Raw genomic sequence first — 24,867 nt, forward strand, 5'->3', positions numbered from 1 at the left:
CCGGGCTACAAAGCCCAATAGCGAACGAACCGGGCCGCAATCCTGTGCATTTACGCAGGGCCGGCTTCCGACGCGGTGGATTATTCTCAGGCCAAACATTGCATCAGACGTCCTGTAATGGGAATGCGTTTTCTCTGATTGTTGCAATGGGTTAGCCCAATGGCTGGTAAAACGCGGTACCTGAAAGTGTAGCACTTCTTCAGGATTGCGGCAGGCGGCAGCACTGGCTGCTACATTTTGGGTATCGCGGAGTACATCCAGCCGAGCTATCGGGAACAATGCCTCCAGCACCGGCTGCTTGTTTATAGTGAACTAGTGTTTGGGGAGTTGTTCAGAAAAGTTTTTATAATCGGTTGTCTCCTGCGATCTCTCTTGCAGATAGCCTGAATGCTTAACGGCGCTCTTTAGAGCATGTTGATACTCGCTGCTTTCAGGGCCACAGGTATTAAGCGTCAAGTTCACCAGCTGATGATAAAGATCTTTCTTAAAGGACAGTGAAGCTTGCGCCTCGTTTTCCGGGAATGCGGAACCGCGCAATGACTTTATCAGCGCCCTGACAGCGTCTGAAGACTCCATTTCATTTAAAAACGCTTTTAAGCCGACACAGGCAATAGCTTTCAGTAGCACATTTGCTACCGTACCTTGCTCATTAATCGGCGTCGTTAAAGTTAACGCCGGCTTGTCAGCTTGCGCAGGCTGCTTACTGGCCAGCACTTGCTCAATGGTTGAAAAAAAGACGCTACGTCAGGAATATCGGCACCATAATCGAAACGGCGTAAAAAGGCGGTGTCAAGATCGTCCTGATATGCCTGCCGGAAAACAGAAACTTCGGCCAGCAGTTCCCGGATCGCTTTACCGGAAACGCGAGTCGCGTAATAACTAAGCATTCCTTCAAGCGTATCTTCGCCGGTGATCTCTTCAGCATCCATATTGATGTACGTCATCATTAGCTTTTTCAATCGCGGGTAGCTGTCAATCATACGTCGGCTCCGGTTTTGGATAGACCGTCAGAATAAATTTGTCACGATCATGAATCGTCAGGCCTTCTTCCGCCCATTGCAGGATAACAATTAATGTTCTGCTAACTATCGGCGCGCCGCCTGCGGGACGGTAACGAAAAAAACGTCCGATGGGATAATTATTCGTATATTCTACCGCTAAATCCCGAACTTCTTCCTCATCGATTCCAGCTGCCGCACCAGCCGTTTTTGGAAGGTGCACGGGGCTGAGAAAATCGCGCATTCAGTCAGTTCCGTATCGGTTTTATTAACGTGACGCGCAAGCGTATGGCCGCCGGGTTTTGTGGGCGCCTCATGCTGTCTTAAATCGGTTTTCAAGATATCTGACATGATGTCAGTCAGCAGCCTTGCCTCAACGTCACCTGTCAAAGGCTGATTCCACAGATCCATTCAGGTCTCACTTAGCATAAATATTTTAAGCCTCTCACAATATGACAGGCTTAAGGTAAGTGATAGCAGCGGCTGCTAACTTTTGAAGCGGTCTCGCATAACAGGCTGAATTATTAAATCCAGGCTTTAACCGGCAGGAAATCGGTGTACAGCGCGGCTTCCGGCGTGCCCGGCTGCGGCTGGTAGTCGTATTCCCAGCGCACCAGCGGCGGCATCGACATCAGAATGGATTCGGTACGGCCGCCGGTCTGCAGACCAAACAGCGTGCCGCGATCCCACACAAGGTTGAACTCTACGTAGCGGCCACGGCGGTAAAGCTGGAACTGGCGCTCGCGTTCGCCCCACGGCAGCGCCTTGCGTCGCGCCACTATCGGCAAATAGGCGGTCAGGAAGCCTTCGCCGACCGCCTGCATAAAGCGAAAACAGTGGTCAAAATCCGGCGTGTTCAAATCGTCAAAAAACAGGCCGCCGATGCCGCGCTGCTCGTTACGGTGTTTGATAAAGAAATAGTCGTCACACCACTTTTTGTAGCGCGGATAGACCTCTTCGCCAAATGGCTGACAGAGATCGGCCGCGGTTTGATGCCAGTGCACCGCGTCTTCCGTAAAGCCATAGTAAGGCGTCATATCGAAACCGCCGCCGAACCACCATACCGGGTCGGCGCCCGGCTTTTCGGCAATAAAAAAGCGCACGTTGGCGTGGCTGGTGGGCACGTAAGGATTGGACGGATGGATCACCAGCGATACGCCCATCGCTTCAAAACTGCGGCCGGCCAGCTCCGGCCGATGCGCGGTGGCGGAGGCGGGCATCTGGTCGCCGTGCACATGAGAAAAGTTAACGCCAGCCTGTTCAAACACCGCGCCGTTGCGCAGCACGCGGCTTCTGCCGCCGCCGCCGCCTTCGCGCGTCCAGCTGTCTTCCGCAAACTGCGCCTTGCCGTCAGCCTGCGCCAGCTGCTGACAGATTGTGTCCTGTAACCTGAGCAGAAACTGCTTTACCAGGGCGATATCGGGTGTATTCATGGTTTTGCCTGACTGTAAAATGACGCGCGAAGTATACGTCAAAATGCCCTAGCCGGGGCGGCGGTTGTTGGCATCGAACTCATTAAAATAGCTGATAACGCCATCCACTATAGCGCCGGCGATTTTCCGACGAAAAGCGGTGGTGCCCAGCAAGCGCTCTTCGGCGGGGTTGGTAATAAAAGAGGTTTCCACCAGCACCGAAGGGATAGAAGGCGATTTCAGCACGGCAAAAGCGGCCTGCTCGGGATGCTGACTGTGCAAATGGTGAATCGGCCGGATCTGGCTCAGCACGTGTTTGCCCAGCGTCAGGCTATTTTTAATCGTATCAGTCTGCACCAAATCAAACAGCACCTGCTGTAGATAGTGATCCTTTTGCGCTACCTTGACGCCGCCCACGGCATCGGCAGCGTTTTCGCGCTCGGACAGATAGCGGGCCATTCGGCTGCTGGCACCACGGTTGGAAAGGGCGAAAACCGAAGCGCCGTTGGCATCGGGGCTGGTAAAACCGTCGGCGTGTATCGACATAAAAAGATCGGCGCCGTGCTGGTGTGCAATTTCCACGCGCTCGCCCAGCGGGATAAAGCGATCGTTATCCCGCGTCAGTCGCGCCTCGATATGAGGATGATCGCTCAGCATCTGACGGATATGTCCGGCTATCTCCAGCACCACGTGTTTTTCTTCCGAACCTTCTTCCCCTACCGCGCCGGAATCGATGCCGCCGTGGCCGGGATCGATCATCACAATCCTTTTACCCTTTGCTTTAGGCGGCGTGGCCCCGTGCGCGGGTGCTGTTTTAAGCGGCGCTTCTTTTGCCCTGGCGGCACTGCCGCCCAGCAGCGCCAGCGCCAGGCCGGAAAGCAGCAGCTGACGGCGGGAAGTAAGCGGGGTCATCGGGCCAAACTTTTTCATTACAACATCCTCAGGGCGCAAAGTGCTTACTGTTATATCGTAACAATAAGGCGACAGCGAGGCGGGAACTATTTCAACGTTTTACTTTTTATTTCAGGCCGCTAACGGCAGCGTAAATTCACTGCTCGTGCAGCCAGCTGGAAAAGCGATCGCGCGCTATCTGGGGATTATGTAGCCGCTTTCTGCCACTTTCAGGCAATTATCTCTTCGGAGGGTTGCGCCCGCGAAAGAAACCGCGATAATCAACGAATTGTGGTTAACATCTGGGACAACGCTATGGAAATTCGCGTATTTAGCCAGGACGATTTTGAAGAAGTGATCACCCTGTGGGAACGCTGCGATCTGCTGCGCCCGTGGAACGATCCGGAAATGGATATTGAGCGCAAACTTAATCACGATCCCGACCTGTTTCTGGTGGCGGTGGTCGGCGGCGCCGTGGTCGGTACGCTGATGGGCGGTTATGATGGCCATCGCGGTTCAGCCTACTATCTGGGCGTGCATCCCGACTATCAGGGCCGTGGCTTCGCCAATGCGCTGATCAACCGGCTTGAGAAAAAGCTGATTGCGCGCGGCTGCCCGAAAATCAACGTGATGGTGCGGGAAGAGAACGACGCGGTGTTGGGTTTCTATGAAAAGCTGGACTACGAGACGCAGGACAGCATGTTACTTGGTAAGCGCCTGATTGAAGACCGCGAATATTAAGCCAGCCGACCGTTCCGCCATGCGCTTCTACACGCCCGACGATTACGATGCCAAAGGCCAGCTGAAACTGCCGCTGGCCTTCTGGGGCGTGCTGTTACTGCAGGCGCGCACCTGGCTACTGTTTATTATGGCCGGTGCTTCTCGCGACCAGGGCACGGCGCTGCTGGCGCTGTTCTACCCGGATACGCGCGCGTTCTGGACGGGCATTGCGCTGGGCGTGCCTGCAGCGCTGGGGCTGCTGCTGACCGGCTATCGCCAGCGTCTGCCGCGGCTCTGGCAGACGTGGCGCTGGGTACTTTGCCTGTCGCTGGCCGTGATGCTCTGCGTGCAGTTCGCCAGCCTCTGGCTGGGCGAGGACACGCTGTCGCCGTGGATGATCCTGTTTACCGGTTTCGATCTGCTGGCGCTGGGCTGGTTTGCCTTTAGCGCACGGCTGCGCGACTGTTTTGCGCCTGAGCAGCACCTCGAATAAACTTTTCTGCCGATCCGTACTCCAACCTTTCTTTGGGGCTGCCGTAAAAGGCGATGTGCTATGGCAGCCGCCTCTCTTTTTGTCAGGAGTTTTCATGAAAACCGTTCGTCCTTTAGCCCTGGCCGCGGCCGTTATGCTGGCTGGCTGCGCCAGCTCCGGCGACGCCGCACCGGCCACTCACGGGGCCACCTGGTGGAATCCGCTGACCTATTCCTGGTCCAGCCTCTCGCCCTGGCACTGGTTCGGTTCTGCTATTGAGGCCAGCGAGCAGGGCGTTGGCGGCCTGAACGGCGCTACCGCGATGAACGAGCAGGCGGTTGGCGAAGCGCTGAACGGCGACTATCAGATACGTAAAGGGATGCGCGGCGAAAACGGCAAGGTTATCACCTTCTTCCAGGCGCTCGACGGCAAAGAGGTGAAGCTGGAAATCACGGGCGAAACCAGCGTCAGCGAGGTGAGGGTAATGGATGACAGCATCCAGACTACCTCTGGCGTGAAGATAGGCACGCCTTTCAGCGACCTCTATAGCCGCGCTTTCGGTGCCTGTCAGAAGGCGGCGGGCGGCAAGGGAGTCGAGTGCCGCGCGCCGGACAGCCAGCATATCAGCTACGTCTTTACCGGCGAATGGCACGGGCCGGAAGGGCTGTTGCCGTCTGACGATACGCTGAAAAAATGGCAGGTAAGCCAGATCGTCTGGCGCCGCTGATTGGCCTGCGGCGGCGTGTCAGAAGAAGGGCCGCCGCCGCTACCGTTATCAGAAACAGATTGGAACAGTAATTGCGCTTGCCGTTCTTTTTCCGATTGTTTTACGCGCGTAGCGTTCCCGGCCGCGTCATTACAGGCCGTCCGGCGTATCCGCGGCTGTTCCCTTTACATGACGTTCCCCTTGCGCGGTAGTTTCTTCAAACAGGCTTTCTATTTCTGCGCGTTGCATAACCTGTCCCGCCCGCTTATAGCTTTTTAAACTTCCAAATCACCAAACGGTATATAAAACAGTTACTCCTTTTCGTGTGGTTATAAATAAACTGAACCCTCTCAGGCCGTGAGACGGGCCATCTTTCCGGGATGAACAGCATGACCACACTGAAAAAAATCTGTAGCGGCGCCGTTCTGCTGCTGCTGGCCGGCTCAGCCCAGGCGACAGAGCTGCTGAACAGCTCTTATGATGTCTCACGCGAACTGTTTGCGGCCCTGAACACGCCTTTTGAACAAAGTTGGGCGCAGCAAAACGGCGGTGACAAGCTGACGATCAGGCAGTCACATGCCGGTTCGTCCAAACAGGCGCTGGCCATTTTGCAGGGCCTGAAAGCCGATGTCGTCACCTATAATCAGTTGACCGACGTGCAGATCCTGCACGATCGCGGCAACCTTATTCCGGCGGACTGGCGGCAGCGTTTACCCAACAACAGCTCGCCTTTCTATTCCACCATGGCTTTTCTGGTGCGCAAGGGCAATCCAAAGCGGATTCATGACTGGCGCGACCTGGTCAAAAGCGACGTAAAGCTAATATTTCCTAATCCAAAAACTTCCGGCAACGGTCGTTATACCTGGCTGGCCGCGTGGGGTGCGGCGGATAAAGCGGACGGACACGACAAAGCAAAAACCGAAAGGTTTATGGCGCAGTTCCTTAAAAACGTCGAGGTTTTTGATACCGGCGGGCGCGGCGCGACCACCACTTTCGTCGAGCGCGGGCTTGGCGACGTGCTGATCAGTTTTGAGTCGGAAGTGAACACTATCCGTAATCAGTACCCGCAGCAGGATTTTGAGGTAATTGTCCCGCACAGCAACGTGCTGGCGGAATTCCCGGTCACATGGATCGATAAAAACGTGGCGGTCAACCATACGGAAAAAGCGGCCAAAGCGTACCTGAACTATCTCTACACGCCTGCGGCGCAGAAAATCATCACTCAATATTATTACCGCGTAAATAATCCTGAGCTGATGGCGCAGCAGCAGCGCTTTCCGGCCGTCGATTTGTTCCGCGTGGAACAGGTATTCGGCAGCTGGGAGCAGGTCATGAAAACGCAGTTCGCCAGCGGTGGCGAACTGGATAAGTTGTTAGCAGCGGGACGTGAGTAATGTTTGCCACTAAAAGTAAGCGCGTGCTGCCCGGCTTTGGACTGAGCCTGGGCAGTAGTCTGTTTTTTACCTGTCTGATCCTGCTGTTGCCGATCAGCGCGCTGCTGATGCAGCTGTCTGAGATGACACTGGCGCAGTATTGGGACGTGGTAACCAATCCTCAAATGATTGCGGCCTATAAGGTAACGCTGCTGTCGGCGGGCGTCGCCTCGTTGTTTAACGCCTTTTTCGGCATGCTGATGGCCTGGATCCTGACCCGCTACCGTTTTCCGGGGCGCGCGCTGCTGGATGGCTTAATGGATCTACCTTTTGCGCTGCCGACGGCGGTAGCGGGCCTGACGCTGGCCGGGCTTTTTTCCGTGAACGGCTGGTACGGGCAGTGGCTGGCGCAGTTCGATATTAAAGTTTCCTACACCTGGCTCGGGATCGCCGTGGCGATGGCCTTTACCAGCATTCCTTTCGTGGTGCGCACGGTGCAGCCGGTGCTGGAAGAGCTTGGCCCGGAATATGAAGAGGCGGCAGAAACCCTCGGCGCCACGCCGTTTCAGAGTTTCCGCCGCGTAGTACTGCCGGAAGTTGGCCCGGCGCTGCTGGCCGGCACGGCGCTCTCTTTTACCCGCAGCCTGGGCGAGTTCGGCGCGGTGATCTTTATTGCCGGTAATATCGCCTGGAAAACCGAGGTGACCTCGCTGATGATTTTCGTGCGCCTGCAGGAGTTCGACTATCCGGCAGCCAGCGCCATCGCTTCGGTGATCCTGGCCGCCTCGCTGCTGCTGCTGTTTGCGATTAACATCCTACAAAGCCGCTTTGGCCGTCGTCTTGGAGGTCAATAATGGCTGACGTTACCGAACTGAATCACATTGGACGCGATCGTCCGCGCTGGGGCAAGTGGCTGCTGATCGCCACGGGCATGATCGTCTCGCTCGGCCTGCTGGTGGTACCGCTTATCGCTATTTTCGCCAGCGCCTTTTCCGACGGCGTGATGGCGATGTTCAGCAACCTGAAAGATGGCGACATGCTGCACGCCATCTGGCTGACCGTGCTGATGGCGCTGATCACCGTGCCGGTTAACCTGGTGTTCGGCACGCTGTTGGCCTGGCTGGTGACGCGCTTTACCTTTCCTGGCCGCCAGCTGCTGCTGACGCTGTTTGATATTCCTTTTGCCGTGTCGCCGGTGGTGGCGGGGCTGATGTATCTGCTGTTCTGGGGGGTTAACGGCCCGGCTGGCGGCTGGCTGGACGAGCACGGCATTCAGCTGATGTTCTCCTGGCCGGGTATGGCGATGGTCACCATTTTCGTGACCTGTCCGTTTGTGGTGCGCGAACTGGTGCCGGTGATGCTGAGCCAGGGCAGCAGTGAAGATGAAGCCGCAGTGCTGCTTGGCGCCTCCGGCTGGAAGATGTTCTGGCGCGTTACGCTGCCGAATATCCGCTGGGCGCTGCTGTACGGCCTGGTATTAACCAACGCGCGTGCGATTGGCGAGTTTGGCGCGGTTTCAGTGGTTTCGGGATCGATTCGCGGCGAAACCTACACGCTGCCGCTACAGGTAGAATTACTGCATCAGGACTACAACAGCGTGGGCGCTTTTACCGCCGCCGCGCTGCTGACCCTGATGGCGATAGTCACGCTGTTTCTGAAAAGCGCGCTGCAATGGCGTTTAGAACGCCGCGCGCAACGGGAGGGGGAACAATGAGCATTGAAATCAGTAACATCAACAAATCCTTTGGCCGGACTAAAGTGCTGAACGATATTTCGCTGGATATCCCTTCTGGTCAGATGGTGGCGCTGCTGGGCCCGTCCGGCTCCGGGAAAACCACGCTGCTGCGTATTATCGCTGGCCTGGAGAGCCAGAACAGCGGCCGTCTGAGCTTTCACGGCAACGACGTGTCGCGGCTGCACGCCCGCGATCGTCGCGTCGGCTTTGTATTCCAGCACTATGCGCTGTTCCGTCATATGACGGTATTCGACAATATCGCGTTTGGCCTGACCGTGCTGCCGCGTCGGGAACGCCCTTCTGCGGCGGCCATTAAAGAAAAAGTCACGCGCCTGCTGGAGATGGTGCAGCTGGGACATCTGGCCGGGCGTTTCCCGGCACAGCTTTCCGGCGGACAGAAACAGCGTGTGGCGCTGGCGCGCGCGCTGGCTGTCGATCCGCAAATTCTGCTACTTGATGAACCCTTCGGCGCGCTGGATGCGCAGGTGCGTAAAGAGCTGCGCCGCTGGCTGCGACAGCTGCACGAAGAGCTGAAGTTCACCAGCGTCTTTGTTACCCACGATCAGGAAGAGGCGATGGAAGTCGCCGATCGCGTGGTGGTGATGAGCCAGGGTAATATTGAGCAGGCTGGCGCGCCGGATGAAGTATGGCGCGAGCCGGCCACCCGTTTCGTGCTGGAATTCCTGGGCGAAGTGAACCGCTTTGATGCCGAAGTGCACGGTTCGCAGTTCCACGTTGGCGCGCATCGCTGGCCGCTGGGCTATGCGCCAGCGCATCAGGGCGCGGTCGAACTGTTCCTGCGCCCGTGGGAAATCGACGTCAGCCGCCAGAGCAGCCTGGAAACGCCGCTGCCGGTGCAGGTGCTGGAAGTCAGCCCGCGCGGTCACTACTGGCAGCTGGTGGCGCAGCCGGCGGGCTGGGGTGAGCAGCATGAACCGATCACGGTAGTGATGGAAGGCGAGCAAAGCGCGCCGATCCGCGGCGAGCGCCTCTTTGTCGGCCTGCAACAGGCGCGCCTTTATAAAGGCGATACGCCGCTGCGGCAGGTTGCCTTTGCGCAGAGCGCCTGATATTTTCTACCGCCATCCGGGTCAGGTTATGCCTGACCTTTTTTGCCGGTAAGGCCTTCTTCAGGAACCATCACTTGACCACGCTCGAACAAACCATCGGCAACACGCCATTGATCAGGCTTCAGCGGCTGACACCGGATAACGGCAGCGAAATCTGGCTGAAGCTTGAGGGCAATAACCCCGGCGGCTCGGTCAAAGATCGCGCCGCGCTGTCGATGATCCAACAGGCGGAGCAGCGTGGCGAAATCCGGCCCGGCGATATACTGATCGAGGCGACCAGCGGCAATACGGGTATCGCGCTGGCGATGATCGCCGCGATGAAAGGCTACCGTATGAAGCTGCTGATGCCCGATAACATGAGCATCGAGCGCCAGGCGGCGATGCGGGCCTACGGCGCGGAGCTGCTGCTGGTAAGCCGCGAGCGGGGCATGGAAGGCGCGCGTGATTTAGCCCGTGATATGGAAGCGCGTGGAGAGGGCAAAGTGCTCGATCAGTTTAATAATCCCGATAATCCGCTGGGCCATTACGCCACCACCGGCCCGGAAATCTGGCAGCAAAGCGCAGGAAGATTGACGCACTTTGTCTCCAGTATGGGCACCACCGGCACCATCACCGGCGTGGGACGCTATCTGAAAGAGCAGAGCGGAACGGTTGCTATCGTGGGATTACAGCCCGCCGAAGGCAACAGCATTCCCGGCATTCGCCGCTGGCCGCAGGCCTATCTTCCCGCCATCTATCGGCCGGAGCTGATCGACCGCATCCTGGATATGACCCAGCAGGAGGCGGAGGAAACCATGCGTCTGCTGGCGCGCCGTGAAGGTATTTTCTGCGGCGTCAGTTCCGGCGGGGCGGTGGCCGGCGCGCTGCGTATTGCGCAAGAGCAGCCCGGCAGCGTTATTGTCGCTATTGTTTGCGATCGTGGCGACAGATACCTCTCTACCGGCGTGCACACGCCAGCCTGATATCCCTCCTGACCGGCCCGCGTTTTCGGGCCGCTCTTCCGTTCAATTTGTGCTCATGCCGTTACACTGTAAGGATTGGGTAAAACCTGCTGCTATTGTTTGAGCAACAGGTGAAAATAGTGCCTGGCCTGGAGAGAGATAACGCATGAAAATTTTACTGGTTGATGACGATCTGGAGCTGGGCACCATGCTCAGCCAGTATCTGATTGCCGAAGGATTTGACGCCACGCTGGTGCTGAGCGGCAAAGCAGGGATTGAAGGGGCGATGTCGGGCGGCTATAGCGCAATGATCCTGGATATCATGCTGCCGGATATGAGCGGCATTGATGTGCTGCGTCAGGTGCGGCAGAGTAGCCGCCTGCCGGTCATCATGCTGACAGCGAAGGGCGACAATATCGACCGCGTCATCGGCCTGGAAATGGGGGCCGATGACTATATGCCTAAACCTTGCTATCCGCGCGAGCTGGTCGCCCGGCTGCGCGCCGTGCTGCGCCGCGTTGAAGAACAGCCGGTGGTGGTGGAAAGCCGTGAAGTGGTCAGCTGGGGCGAGCTGACGCTAAACCCGGCCACGCGTATCAGCCAATGGCAGAAGCAGCCGTTCGATCTCACCGCTTCGGAATTTAATCTGCTGGATCTGCTGCTGCGCTCGCCCGACCGCGTGGTCTCTAAAGATGAGCTGTCGGAAAAGGGGCTGGGTCGTCCTCGCGAAGCCTACGATCGCAGCGTGGACGTGCATATCAGTAATATTCGTCAGAAGCTTTCCGCTTTAACCCGTGACGCCATCACCATTGAAACCGTTCGTAGCATCGGCTATCGCATCCGATGACGGCGGGCTTACGCGGGCTGCTCTTCTGGAAGATCCTGCTGGGTTTCTGGCTGACGTTTCTGATTATGAGCCAGCTGCTGTGGCTGAGCTTTTCCCTGTATGGCCGGCACCACGAACCGCCGGAAAATCTGGCGGCCCGGCGCATCGTTAATTTGCAGATGACCTCGGCCGTCTCGGTATTGCAGCGCGGCGGCATGGATGCGCTTAACGATATGATGGCGGACTGGTCCGCTAACGATCGCCGTTTCTTCTCGGTACAGGTGATGAAAAAGCCGCCACAGGAGCTGCCACACGGCGATCTTAATCGTGATTTACGGCCCGGCGCTTTCCCGAAAGAAGTGATCGAATGGGTGACCGGTGCCGATGGTCAGCAGTATCAGCTGCGCTACGACGTGCAGGGACTGCGCGAAGACAGCCATATGGCCGGTGGCCACCGTAGCTTTCTGAATATTCCTGAACCCATGCTGTTTATCGCGGGCGGCGGCGGGCTGCTGTTCAGCCTGTTTCTGGCGTGGAACCTGACCCGGCCTATGCGTCAGCTGCGTGAAGGTTTCGATCGCGTCTCCAAAGGCGATCTCTCCGTGCGGCTGTTTCCTGAAATGCGTCGGCGACATGACGAGCTGTCGGTGGTGGCGCGGGACTTTGATGCCATGGTTGAACGCCTTTCCGTGCTGGTTAAGGCGCGCGAAGAGCTGCTGCACGATGTTTCTCACGAGCTGCGCTCGCCGCTGGCGCGTCTTCAGCTGGCGACCGGTCTGGCGCGGCAAACGCCGGAGTCGGTAGGGCAATCGCTCGACAGGATCGACGAAGAGGCGCGGCGGCTGGATAAGATGATCGGCGAGCTGCTGACGCTGTCACGTGCCGAGCATCAAAGCCTGCCGGACGAGCAGTATTTCGATTTGTTTGGGCTGCTGGAGGCGGTCGCCAACGATGCGCGTTATGAGGCTCAGGGTTCCGGTGTGGAAATCATGCTGGAGGCGGGCCAGAGCGGCGACTATACGGTTAAAGGCGATGCCAAGCTGATCCGTTCCGCAGTGGAAAACGTGGTGCGTAACGCACTGCGTTTTTCCGGGCAGGGGCAGCAGGTCAGGATCTCGCTGCAGCAGGACAGCGGCTGGCTCACCATCGGCGTCAGCGATCAGGGGCCTGGCGTGGATGCGGACAAGCTTTCCAGCATTTTCGATCCGTTTGTACGCGTGAATTCGCCGCTATCGGGGAAGGGCTATGGCCTGGGGCTGTCAATCGTGCGTAAGGTGATCCTGGCGCATCAGGGCGAGGTCAGCGCGGTGAATGGTAAAAACGGCGGGCTGGAACTGACGCTGAAGCTGCCGCACTGGGTGGCTTAGCTTAACGAGGATGCTATCATTGTCCGACACCTTTTATTCGCATTTATGAGGTAAAGGATGAATAAAGCGTCGCCCAGTAAGCAACAGGAAGTGCAGCGGATTGTGGATGCCATCTCCAACGCCATTGCGCAGCATCGGCTTAAGCCGGGCACACGGTTAATCGAAGCCCAGATTGTCGAGGTGCTGGTGGCCAACCGCAATCACGTGCAGAGTGCGCTACAGCGTCTGGCGATGCAGCATATCGTCACCATTGAACCGCATCGTGGCGCGATGGTCGCCAAACCGGAAGCGCGCGAGGCCCGGGAGGTCTTTACCGCCCGGCGAGCGGTAGAGAGTGCCATTATAGCCGGTATCACCACGCAGCAGATGCAGCGCTATCAGCCGGAGCTGATCGCGCAGCGTCAGGCGGAAAAAGAGGCGATTGCCAGCAATAACCGCCTGGAAATTGTACGTCAGCTGTCGCAGTTCCATCTTTTGCTGGCAGAAATCAGCGATAATCGCGTGCTCAGTGAAATCCTTGCCAATCTTACCGTACGTAGTTCACTGATCGTCGCGCTCTACCAGCGCAATGAGGATCCGGCCAGCCACTGCGAACAGCACAGCTCGATAGTTGCTGCGCTGCAGGCGGGTGACAACCACCGCGCGCAGCAGTTAATGCACCATCATATGCACGAACTTGAGCTACAGCTGTCGCTGGATGAGATAGAAGAAGTACCCAGCCTGCGCGACGCGTTGGCCTGAAAAAAAAGGCCGCCTGATTGCTCAGGCGACCTTTCAGACAGACACGGCGGCTTACTTTTTAATGCGGATCACCGGTGTTTCGCCCACGGTAACGCTACCCGTCAGCTTAACCAGCTCTTTGATCTCGTCCATATTGGAGATCACCACCGGCGTCAGCGTAGATTTCGCTTTTTCTTCCAGCAAAGGCAGATCGAATTCGATGATCACGTCACCTTTCTTCACTTTCTGGCCTTCTTCAGCGATACGCTTAAACCCTTCACCCTTCAGTTCAACGGTATCAATCCCGAAGTGAACGAACAGCTCAATGCCGCTGTCCGATTCAATGGAAAATGCATGATTGGTTTCGAAGATTTTACCGATGGTACCGTCAACAGGCGCCACCATTTTGTTGCCGGCAGGTTTGATTGCGATACCGTCGCCAACAATTTTCTCCGCAAATACCACGTCCGGCACGTCTTCAATGTTTACGATTTCGCCGGACAGCGGTGCCACGATCTCAATGGCACCAGATGCGGTATCTGACTTATCGCCAAAAAGTTTTGAAAACAAACCCATGATCTTCTCCTAAGCAGTAATATTTGGCCAGCGCTTCTGGATCTCAGCAGAGTGTTTTTTCTTCAATGAACTTGTTGACCAGGTTCATTAACTCTTCCGCTGTCGGTTGAGCCAGAGCCTGTTCTGCTAACGCCTTTGCATCTTCAAAATTCGTATTACGAATAATTTTTTTGATGCGCGGGATAGAAATGGCACTCATGCTGAATTCGTCCAGCCCCATTCCCAGTAACAGTAGTGTAGCACGTTCATCGCCTGCCAGCTCACCACACATCCCTGTCCATTTCCCTTCAGCATGAGATGCGTCAATAACTTGCTTGATCAGCGTCAGCACGGAAGGGGTCATCGGGTTGTACAAATGCGAAATCAGATCGTTACCGCGATCGACCGCCAGCGTGTACTGCGTCAGGTCGTTGGTGCCGATACTGAAGAAATCGACTTCTTTAGCCAGATGATGGGCGATTGCGGCTGAAGCGGGCGTTTCCACCATAATGCCGACCTCAATCTGCTCGTCAAAAGCTTTGCCTTCTTCACGCAGCTGCGCCTTCAACGTTTCCAGCTCGGCCTTCAGCGTGCGTACTTCCTCAACGGAAATTATCATTGGGAACATGATGCGCAGCTTGCCGAAAGCGGAGGCGCGCAGGATAGCGCGCAGCTGGGCGTGCAGGATTTCCGGGCGATCCATAGCAATACGGATGGCGCGCCAGCCCAGGAACGGGTTGTCCTCTTTCGGCAGGTTCATGTACGGCAGATCTTTATCACCGCCGATGTCCATCGTGCGCACGATAACGGCCTGTGAACCCATCGCTTCCGCCACGGCTTTGTAGGCCTGGAACTGCTCTTCTTCGCTCGGCAGCGAGTCGCGATCCATAAACAGGAACTCGGTACGGTAGAGGCCTACGCCCTCTGCACCGTTACGCTCCGCGCCAGCCACATCACGCACGGTGCCGATGTTGGCGCAGACCTCAACCTGATGACCGTCAAGCGTTACCGCAGGCAGATCTTTCAGCTTGGCCAGATCGTTCTTTTCCGTCACGTACTGGGTGTGGATAGCTTTCAGTTCGTCGATCTGCTCCGGCGTTGGATTGACGTAAACGTGGTTGTTCACGCCGTCCAGAATCAGATAATCGCCATTCTTCACCTGGCTGGTCACGTCGCCCGTGCCGACGATGGCCGGCAGCTCCAGCGAGCGCGCCATGATGGAGGTGTGGGAGGTGCGGCCGCCCAGGTCGGTGATAAACCCAAGCACTTTGTTCAGGTTCAGCTGTGCGGTTTCAGACGGCGTCAGATCTTTGGCAACCAGTAGCACTTCTTCGGCAATGGCGCTGAGATCGACGATATGCAGGCCAAGAATGTTTTGCAGCAGACGTTTACCGATGTCGCGCACGTCAGCGGCGCGCTCTTTCAGGTACTCGTCGTCCAGTTCTTCCAGCGCTTTCGCCTGGCCTTCAATCACGGAGTGGGCGGCCGAGTCGGCTGAAGCCAGCTCGTCTTTAATCAGGGCTATGATTTCCTGCTCAAGCTCTTCATCTTCCAGCAGCATGATGTGGCCTTCAAAGATGGCCTCTTTCTCTTCACCGAAGGTTTCTCCGGCTTTGGTTTTAATCGCCTCAAGCTGCGCGGCAGCCTTGCTGCGACCATCGAGAAAACGCTGAACTTCCTGCTCAACCTGGTCGGTAGTAATTTTTTTCCGGTTGATGACTATTTCATCTTCTTTCAGCAGAAGCGCTTTGCCAAAAGCGATACCCGGTGATGCTAAAATGCCTGAAATCATAACCCTACCTTTTTAATTACTGATAATCGCGAGCGAGAAACTGCGGCGAACCCGGCACCGGCGAGAAACCCGGCGGCCACCCGCATCTGACAGGCGCTCCACTGTATTAAAACAACAACGCGGACATGCTGTCCGCGATCAATTATGTTGCAATAAAGTGCCTGTCGCGTAGAAAAAGCTGGCGCTTATTCGAGTTCGGCCATCAGTTTGACCAGATGCTCAACGGCTTTCTGCTCGTCTTCGCCTTCTGCGGAAAGCGTCACGACGGTGCCTTGAGTCAGGCCCAGCGTCTGCAGTTTAAACAGGCTTTTGGCGCTGGCAGATTTGCCGTTGGAGGTCACGGTAATTTCAGAAACGAAAGCCTTAGCTTCTTTAACAAACTGAGCGGCAGGGCGAGTGTGTAGACCGTTAGGCGCGGTAATGGTGACTTCTTGCTGGAACATGTTGTTTCCCCAACTTAATTTATTTGGCGTTATTCCAAAGCTTAGCCTGGCGGCGCCGCTTTGGCCTGAATGTCTCGCGCAGGTCCGTGTTTAACAACGTGCCAGAAATGCGCCGAATATGACAGATAGCGCGCGGATAACATGGCACACCGGCTGCGCTTTCTCCCTCTTCATTATGCCGTGCTTTCTGCTTTCGCGCCAAACCGGTAAATCGATTCAGCTACGGGCAATTCACGCAGCGATTAATTTTGAGGTTCGAAATAATTGGTTGCTTAGATACCAGACACCCGCAGGTAAAAGCAATGTGGGAAGTGGCAAAAGTTTGACGTGCTCCACAAAAAAGCACCCTGGCGGGTGCTTTTTCAGACAGTTTCAGGCAATCGCAATCGCTACTGTAATTCTTTCTCGGTAAAGAGATCGGCAAACAGCGCCGTACTTAAATAACGCTCGCCGGAAGAAGGCAGGATCACCACGATAGTTTTATTGGCAAAAGCTTCATCTTCCTGCAGCTTGAGAGCAGCGGCAACCGCAGCGCCAGAGGATATCCCGGCCAGAATGCCTTCTTCCTCCATCAGACGGCGCGCCGTAGAGATAGACTCCTCGTTAGTGATAGCCACCACGCGGTCGACCAGATCCAAATCCAGGTTGCCAGGGATAAAACCGGCGCCAATACCCTGAATTTTATGCGGGCCAGGCTTGATCTCCTCGCCAGCCAGCGCCTGAGCAATGACCGGTGAATCCGCAGGCTCTACCGCGACGGCGATCAGATCTTTTTTGCCTTTGGTATTTTTGATATAGCGGCTGACGCCGGTCAGCGTGCCGCCCGTGCCCACGCCAGCGATAAAGACGTCGACTTCGCCGTCAGTATCTTCCCAGATTTCCGGGCCGGTGGTTTTTTCATGAATTTCCGGGTTGGCCGGGTTGCTGAACTGCTGCAGCAGCACAAATTTGTCCGGATCGCCGGCGACAATTTCTTCCGCTTTGGCAATTGCGCCCTTCATGCCCTTGGCGCCTTCCGTCAGGATCAGATTCGCGCCCAGCGCCTTCAGCAGCTTGCGGCGCTCCACGCTCATGGTTTCCGGCATGGTCAGCGTCAGCTTGTAGCCGCGCGCGGCGGCTACGTAGGCCAGCGCAATGCCGGTGTTGCCGCTGGTTGGTTCAACCAGTTCAACGCCAGGTTTCAGAATGCCTCTTTTCTCGGCATCCCAAATCATGTTGGCGCCGATGCGGCATTTTACGCTGAAGCTCGGGTTACGGGATTCGACTTTAGCCAGAATGCGTCCGTTACCAATCCGGTTCAGGCGAACCAGAGGCGTATGGCCGATTGTTAACGAATTGTCTTCATAGATCTTACTCATAACCCGTCCTTAACTGTATGAAAAATGGGAACTGCATCAAGCATACCCGGTTCAATTTTTCAAGGAAGTAAAGAAATAGTATATATATATGTTCTGCGGCAATAAGGGTGAAGCAAAAAGCATAAGCCTTATTTTACCTGCCCCAGCGCGCCGCGATAGCGATCGACCCACATGGCGGTCGCGCCGCAAACGGCCACCGGCATAATCGCCAGATTCAGTATCGGCACCATGGTAAATAAACTCACCAGCGCGCCGAACTGCATCACATCCGTTTTATGCCGCTTTAGCGATGTACGCATCTGCCGAAAACTGACCTTATGGTTATCAAATGGATAATCACAGTACTGAATCGACAGCATCCAGGCGCTGAATAAAAACCACAGCACAGGCGCGACCGTTTGCCCAAATCCGGGGATGAAATAGAGCAGTAGCAGAACGAGCGCGCGTGGCAGATACCACGCCAGTTTTTGCCATTCGCGCTTCATAATGCGCGGGACATCCTTCACCATGCCCGCCCAGCCGCTGTCCGGCATCGGTTTTCCGGTGAGTTTAGCCTCCAGCTGTTCGGCTAACAGCCCGCAAAAGGGCGCGGCTATCCAGTTAGCGACGGTCGAAAAAAAATAGCTGAATACCAGCAGCACAAAAATAACCGTTAGCGGCCACAGCAGATAGTTGAGCCAGTGCAGCCAGTCGGGTACATGAGACATTAAAGCGGGCAGCCACTGCTCCAGCTTGAAGAACAGCCAGATGAACGCGCCGCCCATCAATAAAAAATTAAGCGCCAGAGGCACAATAACAAAGCGGCGAATGCCGGGCAGTCGGATCAGCTGCCAGCCCCGGGCAAAATAGTGGATCCCATTGCCGGAAGCGCCGGTACGATGAAGAGCCATGTCTGCTTTCCTTAAGTTAACAAGCCGTGCGCGGCTATCATAACTCAGCCGTTTGCGCTGAGCAGAAGAGATTTGCGCGAAAAAACAGCAAATAACCGTGTCGTTTCACGCTTATTTGTCAGAAAATACTGCACGGACTTGCACTTGTGCAGCGGGGCAAATACAGTTAGGGGATAAAGTTTGCCGCGGTGGCAAGGTATTGGAACAACAGAGAATACAATGATGCAGGATTTGCGTCTGATATTAATCGTTGTTGGCGCGATCGCTATAATAGCGCTTCTGCTTCACGGCTTCTGGACCAGCCGTAAAGAGCGCTCATCCGTTTTTCGCGATCGTCCTCACAAACGTTTAAAACAGGATAGAGAAGAGGCTTTTGACGACGTCGATGATGACGCGGGCAGCGCTCGCGGCAAAAGCCTGCGTCCGCGTAAAGCAGAAGAAGATGAGCCGGTGGTCGGCAGCTTTGACGAGCAGGCGCCGCCGCGCCCGGTAAAACCGCGCGCTCAGCCAGAACCCGTTCGTCATCAGCACCCGGTCGATGAGTCTCCCGAGCTGGATCCGCTCTTCGGCGGCGATTTGCCGCAGGAAACCGATGATGAACCGTCCGTTCCGGCAGGCCGCAGGCAGCCGGAGGCGCCGCAGCCGGTTCAGTCTGCTCCGGTACAGCCTCAGCCGGTTCAGCCTGCTTCGGTACAGCCGCAGCCGTCTCAGCCGGTTCAGTCCGCTCCGGCACGGCCGCAGCCTTCGCAGCCGGTTCAGCCTGAACCGACCTTCGTCGAGCCGGCGCCGGAACCCGCGCCGCAGCCTGAACGCCCGGTCGTACCGCAGGAAAAACCTAAAGAGACGGTACTGGTGCTGCATGTCAGCGCCCACGCCGGCGGCGTACTGAACGGCGAGGCGCTCCTGCAGGGCGTGCTGCAGGCTGGTTTCCAGTTTGGCGAAATGAACATTTTCCATCGTCATCTCAGCCCGGCGGGCAGCGGGCCGGTGCTGTTTAGCCTGGCGAACATGGTCAAGCCCGGCTCGTTTAATCCTGATGAAATGTCAGATTTTTCTACGCCTGGCGTCTCTATCTTTATGATGGTGCCTTCCTACGGCGATGCGAATCAGAACTTTAAGCTGATGTTGCAGTCCGCCCAGCGCATCGCTGACGACGTTGGCGGCGTGGTGCTGGACGACGAGCGGCGCATGATGACGCCGCAAAAGCTGGAGACCTATAAAAACCGCATTCGTGACGTTATTGAGGCGAATGCCTGAGTTACCGGCACGCCTTCCTCTCTGTACACAAGACCCCCGCCAGCCGGGGGTTTTTTATCGCTATGGTGCCGCTATGGAATCCGTACAAGACAAAATCATCGCTCTACAAACCACGCTCCGCCATTACGAATACCAGTATCACGTCCTTGATGAGCCGGTAGTGCCTGACGCGGAATACGATCGCCTGATGGGCGAACTGCGCAAGCTGGAAGCGGCGCATCCCGATCTGGTGACGCCCGATTCGCCGACCCAGCGCGTAGGCGCCGCGCCGCTGAGCGCGTTTGAGCAGGTACGTCATGAAATCCCGATGCTGTCGCTGGACAATGCTTTCGATGATGAAAGCTACCTTGCCTTTAACAAACGCGTGCAGGACAGGCTGAAAAGCGTTGATGAAATCACTTTCTGCTGTGAGCTAAAACTGGACGGCCTGGCCGTCAGCCTGCTGTATGAGAACGGCCTGCTGGTGCGGGCGGCAACGCGCGGCGACGGCACCACCGGCGAGAATATTACCTCTAACGTGCGCACTATCCGCGCTATACCGCTGCGGCTGCACGGTGACAATATCCCGGCACGCGTTGAAGTACGCGGTGAGGTTTTTATGCCGCAGGCCGGTTTCGAGGCGCTGAACGAAGAAGCGCGGCGTACCGGCAGTAAAGTTTTCGCCAACCCGCGTAATGCAGCGGCCGGGTCGCTGCGCCAGCTCGATCCGCGTATTACCGCCAGGCGTCCGCTGACGTTTTTCTGCTACGGGCTGGGGCTGCTGGAAGGCGGCGAGATGCCGCGCAGCCACCTGGGCCGTCTACAACAGTTCAAGGCGTGGGGGCTGCCGGTCAGTGACCGTGTACGCCTCTGCCATACGCCGGAAGAGGTGCTGGCTTTCTACCGCAAGGTGGAAGAGGATCGCGCTACGCTGGGCTTCGATATTGATGGCGTGGTGATCAAAGTGGACTCGCTGGATCTCCAGGAGCAGCTGGGCTTCGTGGCGCGCGCGCCGCGCTGGGCGATAGCGTTTAAGTTCCCGGCTCAGGAGCAGATGACGCACGTGCGCGACGTTGAATTTCAGGTTGGCCGGACGGGCGCGATTACCCCTGTCGCCAGGCTGGAGCCCGTACAGGTCGCGGGCGTGATGGTCAGCAACGCCACGCTGCACAATGCTGATGAGATAGACCGTCTGGGCTTGCGTATCGGCGATCGGGTGGTGATCCGCCGTGCGGGTGACGTTATCCCGCAGGTGGTCGGCGTGATCGAAGCCGATCGTCCGGCAGATGCCAGAGCGGTAGAATTCCCTGTACACTGCCCGGTTTGCGGTTCGGACGTGGAGCGTGTAGAAGGCGAAGTGGTGGCGCGCTGCACCGGCGGCCTGATTTGCGGCGCGCAGCGCAAAGGCGCGTTAAAACATTTCGTTTCCCGCCGTGCAATGGACGTGGACGGCATGGGCGATAAAATTATCGATCAGCTGGTGGAAAAAGAGTACGTCAAAACGCCTGCCGACCTGTATAAGCTGACCGCGGGCAAGCTCACCGGTCTGGAGCGCATGGGGCCGAAGTCTGCGCAGAATGTGGTGGACGCGCTGGAAAAATCGAAGCAAACCACGCTGGCCCGTTTCCTCTATGCGCTGGGCATTACGGAAGTGGGCGAGGCGACGGCGGCCAATCTCGCCGCGCATTTTGGCTCGCTGGAAAGCATCATCAGCGCCGATCTGGACGCGTTGATCGGCGTGCAGGATGTCGGTAAGGTAGTGGCTGCCCATGTGCGAAATTTCATGGACGAGGAGAGCAACCGCGAGGTTATCCGCCAGCTGGTGGAAGAGGCCGGTATTCACTGGCCAGCGGTTGCGGTAGTCAAAGCGGAGGAGATCGACAGTCCTTTTGCCGGTAAAACCGTGGTGCTGACCGGGTCGCTGACGCAGCTTTCGCGCGATGAGGCCAAAGATCGCCTGACCACGCTGGGCGCCAAAGTCAGCGGCAGCGTCTCGAAAAAAACCGATCTGGTGATTGCCGGGGAAGCAGCAGGCTCCAAGCTGGCCAGGGCGCAGGAGCTGGGAATTACGGTGATCGACGAAGCGGAGATGATTCGACTGCTGGGTGAATAAATGGAAAAAGAGCACCTGATTGAGATTGCCAACACCGAAATGCCCTTTGGAAAATATAAAGGGCGTTTCCTGATAGATTTGCCGGAGCCTTATCTGCTGTGGTTTGCGCGTAAGGATGAATTTCCGGCAGGCCATCTGGGCGAGTTAATGCGTCTTACGCTGGCAATAAAGATTGAAGGCCTGGAAGGCCTGCTTAAACCACTCAAAAAAAGCTGAAGTACCGGGGGAAGTTGCTTCCCCCGCTGCGGCTATTTCTGCGATTCCACCACCGTTTTAGCTTTCTGCACCTGCTTGTCCGCCTGTTTTTCTCCGGCTTTTTTATAGCGTTGCGCCAGCACAGAGCAGACCATCAGCTGTACCTGATGGAAAATCATCAGCGGCAGCACGATGATGCCGACCGCAGCAGAAGGAAACAGAATATTCGCCATTGGCACACCGTTCGCCAGACTCTTTTTCGATCCGCAAAACAGGATGGTAATCTCATCCGCCCGGTTAAAGCCAAACAGACGCGCGGCCAGCAGATTAAGGGTCAGCGCCACAAACAGGATACCGAGGCTGCCGATCAGGATGTAGAGCAGGGTCATCGCGCCGACGCGGTGCCAGATGCCGTTTACCACCGCTTCGCTAAAGGCGGAATAGACTACCAGCAGAATAGAAGCCTGATCCGTTTTACCAATCAGCCCGCGATGTTTTTCAACCCACTCTGCAATCCAGCGACGTGAGATATGTCCCAGAATAAAAGGCACCAGCAGCTGCAGCATAATGCTGCCGATCTGCGTCAGGCTGCCGTTGGCGGCATCGTTATGCACGTTCATCACCAGCCCGACCAGCAGCGGAGAGATAAACACGCCCAGCAGGCTGGAAGCCGACGCGCTGCACACCGCAGCCGCCACGTTGCCGCCTGCCAGTGAAGTAAGCGCAATCGCCGACTGCACGGTCGCGGGCAAAATACAGAGGTAGAGGAAGCCGGTATAGATTTCTGCGCTGACCGGTAGTGGATGCCACCACACAAACAGCAGGCCGAGCAAAGGAAACAGCACGAAGGTACTGATCATTACCCATAAATGCAGCCGCCAGTGGCCGCCGCCGGCAATGATTTTTTCACGTGACAGCTTGGCACCGTGCATAAAAAACAGCAGGGCGATAGCGGCCGTGGTCAGCCATTCAAAGAAAGTCACAAAGTGGCCGCGCGCGGGCAGAAATGTTGCCAGCAGTACGGTAATAATCAGTTTAACCATCATGGGATCGAGCCGGAGAAACCGCATTGTTAATGCCTCGTTAATAAATCAATGCCGCTATTGTGCGTCAGCAGTGTTTAGAAATAAAATTGATTTATTGAATTCATATATGAGTTAAATCGATGAATTATACGCTCAGGCAGCTGCGGGTATTTGTCGCCGTCGCGCAGCAGAGGAGTTTCAGCCACGCGGGCCAGATGATAGGACTGAGCCAGTCGGCCGTCAGCCACAGCGTCAAAGAGCTGGAAAGCGAGATGGGTATTCGTCTGCTCGATCGCACGACGCGTGAAGTGATGCTGACCGAAGCCGGCGTACAGCTGGCCAGTCGCCTGGAGCGCCTGTTAGAAGAGCTGAATACCACGCTGCTGGACGTGCGCAGCTACGGTCAGCAGCGCAGCGGCACGGTCAGGATCGCCGCCAGCCAGACGATTTCCGCGCATCTGATGCCACAGTGTCTGGCCGCCAGTCAGCTGCATTTTCCTGAAATTAAAATCATGCTTCGCGACAGGCCCCAGCAGTGGGTACTGCAAAGCATCCGCAATGCGGAAGTGGATTTCGGGATCGTCATAGGGCCGCTCCAGGTAGAGGATCTGGAGGACGAAGCGATTCTGGAGGAACCCTTTCTGCTGCTCTGTCGTCAGGACGATCCGCTCGCCGCAGAGAAAAAAATTAGCTGGCAGATGCTGAACCGGCGGCTGTTGGTGCTCCAGGACTATTCATCGGGCAGTCGGGTATTAATCGACGAGGCGTTGCGCCAGCAACAGGTAAAAGTGGACATCGTGCAGGAGATAGGGCATCCGGCGACGCTTTATCCAATGGTGGAAGCGGGAATAGGCATCAGCATTTTGCCGGCGCTTGCGCTGCCGCTGCCGCAGGGGAGGCCGCTACTGGTAAGAAGAATAACGCCGGAAATCAATCGCTCGATTATGCTGGTCAGACGCAAAAACCGCTCGCTGTCGCCCGCGGCGGAAGCTATCTGGCAGGAAGTGCGTCAGCAGGCTGCCCTGCTGACGCAGCAACGCGCGCTTGCGCCTGCGTTTTAGATATAAACGTTGAGCGAATTAGCTGCGGTTGGCCGGTTTACGCCGTCGGCTACTTTGCTGTAGGCCGCAGTCGGATCCTGCTGTGCTTCCTTTTTGTCCTGAGCTTTCTGCGTCTGCTGCTGCTCAAGCTGGGCGATCTGCGCCTGCAGCAGCTGGATCTGGCTGTTGATAACCTGCTCCTGCTCCGTTTTTTGCTCATCGGTGAGGGTGGTATCCGTCGCCAGCGATTTTAGCTGGTTTTGCAGGTTGACTACCTGCTTGTTCAACGCAGCAATTTTAGACGTCGCACCGGTCGATGAGCTGCCGGAACCGATCGAAGTGTTGGTACTGGTTGTAATCGTTGTCATCGCTATCTCCTTTGTAATTAACCACTACGGTTATCGGTAAGCATCCCAGGAGACTTGAACTTATAAAGCGTAAAAGAAGTGATAAGGATTTGAAAAGGGGGCGGAAAATTACGTTGCCGGCAAAAGGCATGTGCGAAAGTTAACTTTTCTACATTGGTGGGTCGTGCAGGATGACTCGGCTGAAGCCTCGCCCTTCGGGTCGTTGCCTGCGGCAACGCTGTCTCCCTCTGGTCGACCCGACCTGCTGCAGGTTCGAACCCTGCCCGAATGACACACGGCAAAAAGGCGCCTTTAGGGCGCCTTTTTACATTGGTGGGTCGTGCAGGATGACTCGGCTGAAGCCTCGCCCTTCGGGTCGTTGCCTGCGGCAACGCTGTCTCCCTTTGGTCGACCCGACCTGCTGCAGGTTCGAACCCTGCCCGAATTACGCACGGCAAAAAGGCGCCTTTAGGGCGCCTTTTTACATTGGTGGGTCGTGCAGGATTCGAACCTGCGACCAATTGATTAAAAGTCAACTGCTCTACCAACTGAGCTAACGACCCGAAGTGGTGGGTGATGACGGGCTCGAACCGCCGACCCCCTCCGTGTAAAGGAGATGCTCTACCAACTGAGCTAATCACC

At 56.5% G+C, this 24,867-nt stretch carries 27 protein-coding genes, 1 tRNA gene and 2 other RNA genes; 15 read left to right on the forward strand and 15 right to left on the reverse strand.

All coding sequences use genetic code 11. From position 1 onward, the window contains the following. Nucleotides 1-312: 312 nt before the first annotated feature. The 5 genes from EGK14_RS13350 to amiA form a co-directional block, all read right to left on the reverse strand. Nucleotides 313-714, reverse strand: coding sequence for a hypothetical protein (locus EGK14_RS13350; RefSeq protein ID WP_158616053.1), 402 nt, complete (start codon nucleotides 712-714; stop codon nucleotides 313-315). After that, a complete protein-coding gene (locus tag EGK14_RS13355; RefSeq protein WP_125289587.1) occupies nucleotides 669-980 on the reverse strand; it encodes a contact-dependent growth inhibition system immunity protein in 312 nt (103 codons plus the stop codon). Before EGK14_RS13355 ends, EGK14_RS13350 begins: the two co-directional genes overlap by 46 nt. Next, nucleotides 973-1,242, reverse strand: a complete 270-nt coding sequence (locus EGK14_RS13360) for a hypothetical protein (protein WP_125289588.1) — start codon at nucleotides 1,240-1,242, stop codon at nucleotides 973-975. The genes EGK14_RS13355 and EGK14_RS13360 overlap by 8 nt, the downstream gene beginning before the upstream one ends. A 280-nt stretch (nucleotides 1,243-1,522) precedes the next feature. Then, nucleotides 1,523-2,431 carry an oxygen-dependent coproporphyrinogen oxidase gene (hemF, locus tag EGK14_RS13365; protein ID WP_125289589.1) on the reverse strand — a complete coding sequence of 303 codons (909 nt, stop codon included), beginning with the start codon at nucleotides 2,429-2,431 and terminating at the stop codon, nucleotides 1,523-1,525. A 48-nt stretch (nucleotides 2,432-2,479) separates the two neighbouring features. After that, nucleotides 2,480-3,340 carry an N-acetylmuramoyl-L-alanine amidase AmiA gene (gene amiA / locus EGK14_RS13370; RefSeq protein ID WP_125289590.1) on the reverse strand — a complete coding sequence of 287 codons (861 nt, stop codon included), beginning with the start codon at nucleotides 3,338-3,340 and terminating at the stop codon, nucleotides 2,480-2,482. Nucleotides 3,341-3,616: 276 nt separating this feature from the next. Here amiA and EGK14_RS13375 point away from each other — a divergent pair, with 276 nt between their 5' ends. From EGK14_RS13375 to EGK14_RS13425, 11 genes are all read left to right on the forward strand, one after another. Further along, entirely contained in the window at nucleotides 3,617-4,042 is a 426-nt protein-coding gene (locus tag EGK14_RS13375; protein ID WP_125289591.1) for a GNAT family acetyltransferase, read from the forward strand. 19 nt (nucleotides 4,043-4,061) lie between these two features. Then, entirely contained in the window at nucleotides 4,062-4,514 is a 453-nt protein-coding gene (locus EGK14_RS13380; protein WP_125289626.1) for a DUF2919 domain-containing protein, read from the forward strand. A gap of 94 nt (nucleotides 4,515-4,608) precedes the next feature. Further along, nucleotides 4,609-5,220, forward strand: a complete 612-nt coding sequence (locus EGK14_RS13385) for an RpoE-regulated lipoprotein (RefSeq protein ID WP_125289592.1) — start codon at nucleotides 4,609-4,611, stop codon at nucleotides 5,218-5,220. 359 nt (nucleotides 5,221-5,579) lie between these two features. After that, nucleotides 5,580-6,593 carry a sulfate ABC transporter substrate-binding protein gene (locus EGK14_RS13390; RefSeq protein WP_125289593.1) on the forward strand — a complete coding sequence of 338 codons (1,014 nt, stop codon included), beginning with the start codon at nucleotides 5,580-5,582 and terminating at the stop codon, nucleotides 6,591-6,593. Next, nucleotides 6,593-7,426: a sulfate/thiosulfate ABC transporter permease CysT gene (gene cysT, locus EGK14_RS13395; protein WP_125289594.1), complete on the forward strand. Its 834-nt coding sequence runs from the start codon at nucleotides 6,593-6,595 to the stop codon at nucleotides 7,424-7,426. The genes EGK14_RS13390 and cysT overlap by 1 nt, the downstream gene beginning before the upstream one ends. After that, nucleotides 7,426-8,286, forward strand: a complete 861-nt coding sequence (gene cysW / locus EGK14_RS13400) for a sulfate/thiosulfate ABC transporter permease CysW (protein WP_125289595.1) — start codon at nucleotides 7,426-7,428, stop codon at nucleotides 8,284-8,286. Before cysT ends, cysW begins: the two co-directional genes overlap by 1 nt. Continuing rightward, a complete protein-coding gene (gene cysA / locus EGK14_RS13405) occupies nucleotides 8,283-9,377 on the forward strand; it encodes a sulfate/thiosulfate ABC transporter ATP-binding protein CysA (protein ID WP_125289596.1) in 1,095 nt (364 codons plus the stop codon). Before cysW ends, cysA begins: the two co-directional genes overlap by 4 nt. A gap of 74 nt (nucleotides 9,378-9,451) precedes the next feature. Then, entirely contained in the window at nucleotides 9,452-10,339 is an 888-nt protein-coding gene (cysM, locus tag EGK14_RS13410) for a cysteine synthase CysM (protein WP_125289597.1), read from the forward strand. 145 nt (nucleotides 10,340-10,484) lie between these two features. Then, on the forward strand, nucleotides 10,485-11,165 hold the full coding sequence (locus EGK14_RS13415) for a response regulator transcription factor (protein ID WP_125289598.1): 681 nt from the start codon (nucleotides 10,485-10,487) through the stop codon (nucleotides 11,163-11,165). Continuing rightward, a complete protein-coding gene (locus tag EGK14_RS13420; RefSeq protein ID WP_125289599.1) occupies nucleotides 11,162-12,511 on the forward strand; it encodes an ATP-binding protein in 1,350 nt (449 codons plus the stop codon). Before EGK14_RS13415 ends, EGK14_RS13420 begins: the two co-directional genes overlap by 4 nt. Nucleotides 12,512-12,568: 57 nt before the next feature. After that, on the forward strand, nucleotides 12,569-13,252 hold the full coding sequence (locus EGK14_RS13425) for a GntR family transcriptional regulator (protein WP_125289600.1): 684 nt from the start codon (nucleotides 12,569-12,571) through the stop codon (nucleotides 13,250-13,252). Nucleotides 13,253-13,303: 51 nt separating this feature from the next. Here EGK14_RS13425 and crr read toward each other — a convergent pair whose 3' ends face one another. The 5 genes from crr to cysZ form a co-directional block, all read right to left on the reverse strand. Then, complete coding sequence (crr, locus tag EGK14_RS13430) at nucleotides 13,304-13,807, reverse strand: PTS glucose transporter subunit IIA (protein WP_125289601.1); 504 nt, start codon at nucleotides 13,805-13,807, stop codon at nucleotides 13,304-13,306. A 43-nt stretch (nucleotides 13,808-13,850) separates the two neighbouring features. Next, a complete protein-coding gene (gene ptsI, locus EGK14_RS13435) occupies nucleotides 13,851-15,578 on the reverse strand; it encodes a phosphoenolpyruvate-protein phosphotransferase PtsI (protein ID WP_125289602.1) in 1,728 nt (575 codons plus the stop codon). Nucleotides 15,579-15,763: 185 nt separating this feature from the next. Further along, nucleotides 15,764-16,021: a phosphocarrier protein Hpr gene (gene ptsH, locus EGK14_RS13440; protein ID WP_125289603.1), complete on the reverse strand. Its 258-nt coding sequence runs from the start codon at nucleotides 16,019-16,021 to the stop codon at nucleotides 15,764-15,766. A 389-nt stretch (nucleotides 16,022-16,410) separates the two neighbouring features. Continuing rightward, the gene (cysK, locus tag EGK14_RS13450) at nucleotides 16,411-17,379 is read right to left on the reverse strand and encodes a cysteine synthase A (RefSeq protein ID WP_125289605.1); all 969 of its coding nucleotides are present in this window, start codon (nucleotides 17,377-17,379) and stop codon (nucleotides 16,411-16,413) included. Between the two features lie 128 nt (nucleotides 17,380-17,507). After that, nucleotides 17,508-18,269, reverse strand: coding sequence for a sulfate transporter CysZ (gene cysZ / locus EGK14_RS13455; RefSeq protein WP_125289606.1), 762 nt, complete (start codon nucleotides 18,267-18,269; stop codon nucleotides 17,508-17,510). A gap of 219 nt (nucleotides 18,270-18,488) precedes the next feature. Here cysZ and zipA point away from each other — a divergent pair, with 219 nt between their 5' ends. The 3 genes from zipA (at nucleotide 18,489) to EGK14_RS13470 (ending at nucleotide 21,834) form a co-directional block, all read left to right on the forward strand. Then, a complete protein-coding gene (gene zipA, locus EGK14_RS13460; RefSeq protein ID WP_125289607.1) occupies nucleotides 18,489-19,526 on the forward strand; it encodes a cell division protein ZipA in 1,038 nt (345 codons plus the stop codon). Between the two features lie 73 nt (nucleotides 19,527-19,599). Further along, nucleotides 19,600-21,618, forward strand: coding sequence for an NAD-dependent DNA ligase LigA (gene ligA, locus EGK14_RS13465; protein WP_125289608.1), 2,019 nt, complete (start codon nucleotides 19,600-19,602; stop codon nucleotides 21,616-21,618). Beyond that, nucleotides 21,619-21,834, forward strand: coding sequence for a DUF3820 family protein (locus tag EGK14_RS13470; RefSeq protein WP_125289609.1), 216 nt, complete (start codon nucleotides 21,619-21,621; stop codon nucleotides 21,832-21,834). It begins immediately after the preceding gene. A 32-nt stretch (nucleotides 21,835-21,866) separates the two neighbouring features. On the opposite strand, the gene EGK14_RS13475 is transcribed toward EGK14_RS13470, so the two are convergent. Next, nucleotides 21,867-22,883 carry a bile acid:sodium symporter family protein gene (locus tag EGK14_RS13475; RefSeq protein ID WP_125289610.1) on the reverse strand — a complete coding sequence of 339 codons (1,017 nt, stop codon included), beginning with the start codon at nucleotides 22,881-22,883 and terminating at the stop codon, nucleotides 21,867-21,869. A gap of 95 nt (nucleotides 22,884-22,978) precedes the next feature. Here EGK14_RS13475 and EGK14_RS13480 point away from each other — a divergent pair, with 95 nt between their 5' ends. Further along, entirely contained in the window at nucleotides 22,979-23,899 is a 921-nt protein-coding gene (locus tag EGK14_RS13480) for a LysR family transcriptional regulator (protein WP_125289611.1), read from the forward strand. On the opposite strand, the gene EGK14_RS13485 is transcribed toward EGK14_RS13480, so the two are convergent. The 4 genes from EGK14_RS13485 to EGK14_RS13500 all read right to left on the reverse strand — a co-directional run bounded on the left by EGK14_RS13485 (nucleotide 23,896) and on the right by EGK14_RS13500 (nucleotide 24,788). Then, nucleotides 23,896-24,246 carry a FlxA-like family protein gene (locus EGK14_RS13485; RefSeq protein WP_125289612.1) on the reverse strand — a complete coding sequence of 117 codons (351 nt, stop codon included), beginning with the start codon at nucleotides 24,244-24,246 and terminating at the stop codon, nucleotides 23,896-23,898. The two genes, EGK14_RS13480 and EGK14_RS13485, sit on opposite strands and share 4 nt — an antisense overlap. Nucleotides 24,247-24,400: 154 nt before the next feature. Then, nucleotides 24,401-24,525, reverse strand: a non-coding RNA gene (locus tag EGK14_RS13490) — RtT sRNA. Between the two features lie 31 nt (nucleotides 24,526-24,556). After that, nucleotides 24,557-24,681, reverse strand: a non-coding RNA gene (locus EGK14_RS13495) — RtT sRNA. Nucleotides 24,682-24,712: 31 nt separating this feature from the next. Continuing rightward, nucleotides 24,713-24,788, reverse strand: a tRNA-Lys gene (locus EGK14_RS13500). Between the last annotated feature and the right edge of the window lie 79 nt (nucleotides 24,789-24,867).

The organism is Erwinia sp. 198 (assembly GCF_003937915.1).
Lineage (GTDB): Bacteria > Pseudomonadota > Gammaproteobacteria > Enterobacterales > Enterobacteriaceae > Erwinia > Erwinia aeris.

Coding starts and splice junctions, on each gene's coding strand:
- EGK14_RS13355 (WP_125289587.1), bottom strand. CDS start 980: ATGATTGACAGCTACCCGCGATTGAAAAAGCTAATGATGACGTACATC.
- EGK14_RS13485 (WP_125289612.1), bottom strand. CDS start 24,246: ATGACAACGATTACAACCAGTACCAACACTTCGATCGGTTCCGGCAGC.
- cysW (WP_125289595.1), top strand. CDS start 7,426: ATGGCTGACGTTACCGAACTGAATCACATTGGACGCGATCGTCCGCGC.
- ptsH (WP_125289603.1), bottom strand. CDS start 16,021: ATGTTCCAGCAAGAAGTCACCATTACCGCGCCTAACGGTCTACACACT.
- amiA (WP_125289590.1), bottom strand. CDS start 3,340: ATGAAAAAGTTTGGCCCGATGACCCCGCTTACTTCCCGCCGTCAGCTG.
- EGK14_RS13380 (WP_125289626.1), top strand. CDS start 4,062: ATGCGCTTCTACACGCCCGACGATTACGATGCCAAAGGCCAGCTGAAA.
- cysT (WP_125289594.1), top strand. CDS start 6,593: ATGTTTGCCACTAAAAGTAAGCGCGTGCTGCCCGGCTTTGGACTGAGC.
- EGK14_RS13415 (WP_125289598.1), top strand. CDS start 10,485: ATGAAAATTTTACTGGTTGATGACGATCTGGAGCTGGGCACCATGCTC.
- EGK14_RS13390 (WP_125289593.1), top strand. CDS start 5,580: ATGAACAGCATGACCACACTGAAAAAAATCTGTAGCGGCGCCGTTCTG.
- EGK14_RS13475 (WP_125289610.1), bottom strand. CDS start 22,883: ATGCGGTTTCTCCGGCTCGATCCCATGATGGTTAAACTGATTATTACC.
- EGK14_RS13420 (WP_125289599.1), top strand. CDS start 11,162: ATGACGGCGGGCTTACGCGGGCTGCTCTTCTGGAAGATCCTGCTGGGT.
- ptsI (WP_125289602.1), bottom strand. CDS start 15,578: ATGATTTCAGGCATTTTAGCATCACCGGGTATCGCTTTTGGCAAAGCG.
- EGK14_RS13470 (WP_125289609.1), top strand. CDS start 21,619: ATGGAAAAAGAGCACCTGATTGAGATTGCCAACACCGAAATGCCCTTT.
- EGK14_RS13425 (WP_125289600.1), top strand. CDS start 12,569: ATGAATAAAGCGTCGCCCAGTAAGCAACAGGAAGTGCAGCGGATTGTG.
- EGK14_RS13375 (WP_125289591.1), top strand. CDS start 3,617: ATGGAAATTCGCGTATTTAGCCAGGACGATTTTGAAGAAGTGATCACC.
- ligA (WP_125289608.1), top strand. CDS start 19,600: ATGGAATCCGTACAAGACAAAATCATCGCTCTACAAACCACGCTCCGC.
- cysA (WP_125289596.1), top strand. CDS start 8,283: ATGAGCATTGAAATCAGTAACATCAACAAATCCTTTGGCCGGACTAAA.
- crr (WP_125289601.1), bottom strand. CDS start 13,807: ATGGGTTTGTTTTCAAAACTTTTTGGCGATAAGTCAGATACCGCATCT.
- zipA (WP_125289607.1), top strand. CDS start 18,489: ATGATGCAGGATTTGCGTCTGATATTAATCGTTGTTGGCGCGATCGCT.
- cysK (WP_125289605.1), bottom strand. CDS start 17,379: ATGAGTAAGATCTATGAAGACAATTCGTTAACAATCGGCCATACGCCT.
- cysZ (WP_125289606.1), bottom strand. CDS start 18,269: ATGGCTCTTCATCGTACCGGCGCTTCCGGCAATGGGATCCACTATTTT.
- EGK14_RS13360 (WP_125289588.1), bottom strand. CDS start 1,242: ATGCGCGATTTTCTCAGCCCCGTGCACCTTCCAAAAACGGCTGGTGCG.
- EGK14_RS13385 (WP_125289592.1), top strand. CDS start 4,609: ATGAAAACCGTTCGTCCTTTAGCCCTGGCCGCGGCCGTTATGCTGGCT.
- hemF (WP_125289589.1), bottom strand. CDS start 2,431: ATGAATACACCCGATATCGCCCTGGTAAAGCAGTTTCTGCTCAGGTTA.
- EGK14_RS13480 (WP_125289611.1), top strand. CDS start 22,979: ATGAATTATACGCTCAGGCAGCTGCGGGTATTTGTCGCCGTCGCGCAG.